This is a genomic window from Streptomyces sp. NPDC012935, from assembly GCF_042900345.1.
Classification (GTDB): Bacteria; Actinomycetota; Actinomycetes; order Streptomycetales; family Streptomycetaceae; genus Streptomyces.
In genome coordinates this window covers 1-1023 of record NZ_JBIBBC010000128.1, presented here as the reverse complement: position 1 = coordinate 1023, position 1023 = coordinate 1, and the positions used below count along the sequence as shown (strand labels likewise).

At 71.4% G+C, this 1023-nt stretch carries 1 protein-coding gene; it reads right to left on the bottom strand.

Annotated features, from left to right (window positions below; translation table 11 throughout):
* The coding region (locus ACFY5C_RS42070) for a ScbA/BarX family gamma-butyrolactone biosynthesis protein (RefSeq protein ID WP_389455394.1) at window positions 1-913 on the bottom strand (913 nt) is incomplete at its 3' end.
* Between the last annotated feature and the right edge of the window lie 110 nt (window positions 914-1023).

The following is a 1023-nucleotide window of genomic DNA, read 5'->3' as shown; positions in this document are numbered from 1 at the left end:
TGAAGTCGTGCCCGGGGGTCAGCGCGGTGGCGGCCTGCCGTGCGGCCTCCAGGAGGACCATGCCGGGGACGTGGTCGTTCGGGCGGGCGAAGAGCGTCGGGTGCGCGGTGTTCAGGCGCAGCCGCCAGCCGGGGCGGTGCTTGGACCGGGCGAGGACGACGTCGGCGGGGTCGGTGCGGCCGGTCTCGTGGGCGGGGACGGCGGGCAGCAGCGGCACCGCGCCGGTGACCGCGCCCATGCTCGCGCCGCGCAGTCTGCGGTAGACGCGGGCGGAGGTGCAGTACAGGATGCCCATGCTGGTGGCGAGCACCCGGCCGAGCCGCTGGAAGCGCAGGTCGACCCGCATCCCGACGAGGCGTCCCGCGCGCAGCTGCACGTCCGAGCAGTCGACGACCACGTCGATCGGGCCCGAGGCGGCGAGCACGGTGAACTCGTCGGTCAGCAGGCGGTAGCCGAGTTCCTGCATCACGAACTGGTCGCCGACCGGGACCCCGTACGCGGCGTGCGCCAGCATCATCGTGGCCTGCCGGGTGGTCTCGGCGACCAGCATCGGGTCCTGGCGTCCGCCGGGCAGCGGGGCGAAGAAGCGGTGGGCGGCGGGCCAGTCGACACCGACGAGGTAGCGGTGCTCGGACAGGCGCAGCCAGTCGACGGGGAAGCGGTCGGCGGCGTCGGGGCGGTGGCAGAGCTCTCCGGTGGCCCGCCCGTCGGGAATCAGAACCGGGGAGTCGGTCTGGTATGCGAGGCGTACGAGGGTCTGTTCGGAGCGGTTCGCCGGGGCGTGTTCGCCGTTCGGGCGGCCCGGACGGGCCGGTGAGGCCCCCGAAACAGTGTCGGATCGTTCCTGCGCCGGGGTCAGATGCGGACGGGACCCGACGAACCTGTCGACTACGGATATAGCGGGATCAGCCATGGAGTGCCCCCTGAGTCGATGCATGCGGGAATAGTTCCCCTCTCGACAAAAGACTGGCAGTCCGGTTCTCTTTGCGGGGGAACCTGACCAAGCTCTGACATAGAAACAGG